At 59.0% G+C, this 4,307-nt stretch carries 2 protein-coding genes; one reads left to right on the top strand and one right to left on the bottom strand.

Annotation, left to right across the window (positions count from 1 at the left end; genetic code table 11):
• Window positions 1-1,046: 1,046 nt before the first annotated feature.
• Window positions 1,047-2,174 (top strand): glutamate--cysteine ligase 2, encoded by a 1,128-nt coding sequence (locus tag V2B23_RS30685; protein ID WP_430953666.1) that lies wholly within the window; start codon window positions 1,047-1,049, stop codon window positions 2,172-2,174.
• A 659-nt stretch (window positions 2,175-2,833) separates the two neighbouring features.
• On the opposite strand, the gene V2B23_RS30680 is transcribed toward V2B23_RS30685, so the two are convergent.
• Entirely contained in the window at window positions 2,834-4,132 is a 1,299-nt protein-coding gene (locus tag V2B23_RS30680; RefSeq protein WP_430953665.1) for a cytochrome P450, read from the bottom strand.
• Between the last annotated feature and the right edge of the window lie 175 nt (window positions 4,133-4,307).

The raw sequence follows: 4,307 nt of genomic DNA, 5'->3' as shown, positions 1-4,307 counted from the left end.
AAAAGTGGGGCCTCGCGTTTGCGGGCGACCGCGACCACGTCGCGACGGAACTCCTCGGGGAACGGTTTCGGCATAGCACCATCCTTCCACCGTGAAGACTGATCTTCACAGGTCAGATGTCAATCAAACCGGGTGCAGTCCCGACGGTCCCAACGCGCTGTCCTGAACTGAGCACGAGAGTACCCAGCGACACCTCGAACGGTATGGCACCGATCCCCGACATTCGAACATGAAAATCTACGGCATTCGAACATGAAACTCCGCAGATAAACCAGCAATCGGAAGGCGCTGCGCTGACTCATACAGTTCTCGGTATCCGTCTCACACTGAGTGCGATAAAGCTTGTGCTCGAACAATGCGAACGGAACCCGTGCTCAGAACCGCAATCCGCTGTGCTGCCGGGTTCCGGGACGGTCAAATAACCATTTGCGTCAACGGGCATTCCCTCAGGCGGAGCAGCGCACTCACGGCCCGATTGAAGATGGGATTGTCCTTACCGAATCCCGGACGGGATGCACTCCCAGACACTGTCGGTGATTGCTCTGACGAGATCCGGACGTGCGCTTCTCCCATGACCCACGAGCGACGAGGACGTCGCTGACGTCCAACTCAGAAAACTCGTCACGCTTAGTTGCAAGGTCGATGTGTTGTGGCATGGTTTGCGGCTGCCGACCAGTTTCTGGCAAAAGGCCCATGCGAATTCTTCGGATTCATGTGGTGCGCCGTGCCCCTCTGAGGCCTGGAGAACCTTGTCCGGTGATCTCGCCGGGTGCACTGTCCAGGCTTCAGGGGGGAGGGGACATGTCCAGCAGGTGGGTTACCGGAAACGTCCTATTGGCCTGCCGAAATTCGCCATAGGTTCCGTCCCTCGCCCGGGCCAAAAAATTATCCTTTCGATCCGCCCGAAGTACAAACCGCTAACGTCAATTTGACGTATCTGTAGCCGATGTTTCAGACGACGGTGCCGTGGGAAAGTTGACGTTGAGCTGGATAAACGGAACAAGAAATCAGACGTCACGAACCCCCCCAGCCGCGGAGGTAATCCCATGGAAAAGCCCGCTTCCGATATGTCCTCCGCTGGTACACCGACGCTCGGTATCGAAGAAGAGTTTCTGCTCTGCGATCCGCAAACGGGACGTCTCAGTCTGCGCAACTCTGAGGTTGCCGAGGCCGGTCGCGAACTCGGTATCACCCTTCAACTCGAACTGTCGCGCTGCCAGGTCGAGACGGCCACGTCGATCGGTGCCCATATCCGCGATCTTCGCGATCAGCTGTGTGAATCGCGTGCCGTAACCGCTGATGCTGCGGCCCGAGTAGGTTGCCAATTGATTGCGGTTGGGACACCGTTCTATGACCCGCCGATCGACGCGGTCACGCTGGAATCACGATATCAGCGCATGGCGGGGCTATACGGAGCTCTCTCCGACGGCGTGATGTGTGGTTGCCACATTCATGTGGGTGTGGACGATCGCGAACGGGCGGTTCAGATCATCAATCATCTTCGCCCGTGGCTACCGACTCTGTTGGCGTTGACCGCGAACTCTCCGATCAGCAGCGGTCGCGACACCGGTTATGCGAGTTGGCGATACGTTCTTTTCGGAAGATGGCCCAGCTCAGGCCCACCCCCCTACTTTGAGTCCGCGCAACACTACGAGGCGGCTGTTTCAGCGATGTTGGAAACGGGTGTCATCCTCGACCCGCACATGGTCTATTGGGATGTGCGCATTTCGGATCACCTTCCCACCGTCGAGATTCGAATCAGCGACGTACCTGCCACCGTGGAGGAGACCATTACGTTGGCCACGTTGGTACATGCTCTCGTCGTGACGGCAAATGCCGCGATCGCCACGGGAGAGACGGCGCCCGCTGTCGACCAGGACTTGCTCCGAGCAGCATGTTGGCGGGCTGCACGCGACGGACTTGAGGGGAAATCGTTGGATGCGAAAGGTGCGCGTTTGATGACCGCGCACCAGGCGGTTCGCCGTCTGCTCGAGCACGTAGCACCTGCCCTCGCCGCGCTCGGAGAACTCGAACAGGTCACAGCTTCCTTGGACACGATCTTCGATCAAGGAAACGGCGCAATCGTGCAGCGCCGCAAACTCGCTCGCCGGGCACAAGTTGCGGATGTGATTGACGAGTGCGCGCGCCGCACCTTCGAGGGATGCAGACCGTAAGCGGACACTAAAAAGCCGTTCTAAGCCCGCACAATCTAGTTCAGCCGGCAGGGGTTACCAAACTGGAGCGGTGCGCGGACGGGTAACCACCCTGCACCACGTGATGTAAGACTCACCTTGACCTCGCCGGCATTTATTCGGTCAGACCCCGGCCGTGCACGCCACAAGAAACGCAGAGCCTCGAATAGCTCGCCGAGGACGACGAAGACGCGGCAGGCATTCGGCGACCAGAATTCGCCGACACTCTCTCATTCTCTGGCGGGTGTTACACAATCTCAGTAAGCCTGCATATCCCGCGCAACTCTCATGTACGAGTTCAGTGCACTTATCTAATGCACGATGACCGAGAGCCGCCAAAGCTCTGGTGGTCGGTCTCGCCCCTCACCTGCCGGCGATAACTCCTCTCACGCGCGGAAGGTTTGGCGGCGAACGGCTTTCGTCGCCCGATGCGCAGCTGCTGGCGTCGCGGACTGCATCGACTCAATCATGTTGCTAGACGACTAATTTGAGCATGCAAGCTTGGGACTATTGTCCTTGAGGTCAAGGTTTGCACGCCTACGAAGGCCACTGGCCCGCAGGCACATCTGGCCCAGAGATGCCCGCATGCAAGAGGGCGAGCTGCGCCGGCTGGTGCCCGCTCGCTCCCGAACAGCGGATCCTTATGGTTGTAGCATTTCCTGGACAGGAGTAGCCCGTAGATGAAGGCTGCAGTGATTCAGGGTCGCTGGCACCACAGAGTCGGGATCGATAGTCGGCGTCAATTCCAAAGAGTAGTTGTTCTCGCATAGCAGTTTCGCTAACGCTGTCGTAGCGACGAAGAGAACCAGGTTCTGACCGGGGCACACAGCAGGTCCTCCACTGAACGGCATGAATGCCTGGGTCTCGGCGCGGCCCTCCAGCCACGCTTCAGGCATGAATACATCGGCGAACGGCACGTTATCAGGATCGCGATGAAATGCTGCGGTTAAGATCATGAACGCGCTGTCGGCAGGGATTTCGGTATCGCCAACTCGTCTGGGCCACTGTGTGGAAGCGATCGAATCACGCAGGATCACCGGGGCGGTCGGCCATAATCGGGCCGATTCCAGAATGCACGCCCGAAGATACGGGTACTGAGCGGGGCGCCGGTTATCAGTCGCGGCGATTTCTTCGAGTGCCCGACGCCGATGTTTGGGATAGGCTGCGAGGAGCGCCAGGGCGCGGATAGTGACGATACCCGCTGCATCGAATGCGAACAGCCAGTGCGGTACCTGGCCGATTGGGTCGACGACTGATTCCACAGGCGTCTGATTCACGACGGCGATCAGGCTGGGTAGCTCGGCGCTCGCGGCATATCGATACAGGTTCTCTACGAACTGATCTCGTAGTCGACGTCGGTGCGGAAGAAGATAGGACCAGTTAGCCTGCGATCGCAGTGACCACAGTTGGTCAGTAACGGAACTGTCCGCGCGAGCCGCTTCTCCCAGGACGAGTGCGCGGACCATGTTCCACCACGCCGGCAAGAAGCTTTTTGCGTCGAGATATCCGCGTGCCATTACGAGCGCGTTGAGCTGAGCCTTTTCCGATGAGATCGTCTCCGACATGGGCTCGGCGAGGTGATGAAGCGGTTTACCGGTTTCGAGCACCGTTTCGTTGAACTTTCGTCGAGTATTACGCAGTGGGCCGCGTGAGACGAGTACCCCGTGTGGTTGAAAGGTGCTCAATGCCGCTACTTTTTCGCGGTCGGCGGGCGTGAACGGATCAGGTATTTCGTCGAGTACGCGAATGGCGTCCTCGCGGTCGAGGATCACTACAACTCGCCTGCCTGGTAAATCGAGCAGAAGGGGGCCGTGTCCGAACTCTCGGCGAAGCTGGGACACCAGTTCTGAGGTGGTGGCATCGGCTTGCATTTTCTCCAACAACGGCAACGTCGATCGTCGACGTGCAATCGCTCCCGCCAGTACCGAAGGCCCTGCCAATTGTGCAAGAAGACGGACGGCTCGCAGACCGCTGATCTTGGGGACTCGCGTGGACGGGGTCCGTACTGGCTGTCATGACTAGGTTCTACCCGTCGCTACTAGCTGTAAGAGGCACGGACGTTAGTTACGCGATGCCGGCGGTAAGCGGCGGGCGGTCGTCCTCCGCGTGTTGAAT

The organism is Rhodococcus sp. 24CO (assembly GCF_050586165.1).
In the GTDB taxonomy this organism is placed as follows: Bacteria; Actinomycetota; Actinomycetes; order Mycobacteriales; family Mycobacteriaceae; genus Rhodococcus_F.
Note: the sequence above shows the minus strand (reverse complement) of the source record. Positions and strands in the feature narration are given on the sequence as shown.